At 66.5% G+C, this 555-nt stretch carries 1 protein-coding gene; it reads left to right on the top strand.

Annotated features, from left to right (window positions below; all coding sequences use genetic code 11):
* Positions 1–555 (top strand): acetamidase/formamidase family protein (locus AC1DTN_RS38850; protein ID WP_477925555.1); only part of this gene is annotated, 555 nt, incomplete at both ends.

Raw genomic sequence — 555 nt, 5'->3', positions numbered from 1 at the left:
GCCTCCTCCGAGGTCGGCAAGAACTACGGCATCCTGGAGGACATCCGCGTACCGACGCGCCTCCATTTCGGTGCGATGGGCCTTGCACCGGCGCAGGTGGATTCGAGTCTGCCCCCACCCAAGTGCTCGGGCGGCAACGTCGACGACTGGCGAATCGGCAAGGGTGCGCGCATGTACTACCCCGTTGCGGTGCGAGGCGCGCTGTTTTCGGTCGGAGATCCTCACGCCGCGCATGGCGATTCCGAGCTCTTCGGCACCGCCATCGAGGCATCGCTGACCGGCGTCTTCCAGTTCATCCTTCACAAGGCGCAGGATCTGCCCGGCACGCCATTGGAAGGACTCGACTGCCCCCTGCTGGAAACAGACGACGAGTGGGTGCTGCACGGCTTCAGCGCATCGGCCACCCTGCCCGCCCCCGGCAAGGATGCGCTCGCGCAGGGAAATCCCACGGCGCAGTCGGGCGTCGAGCGGGCCACGCGAGACGCATCGCGCAAGATGCGGCGCTTCTTGATGCAGATGGCACTCCTGACCGAGGACGAGGCCCTCTCACTGCTG

The organism is Rhizobium sp. 01T444 (assembly GCF_056398305.1).
This window is presented reverse-complemented; position numbering and strand designations above follow the sequence as displayed.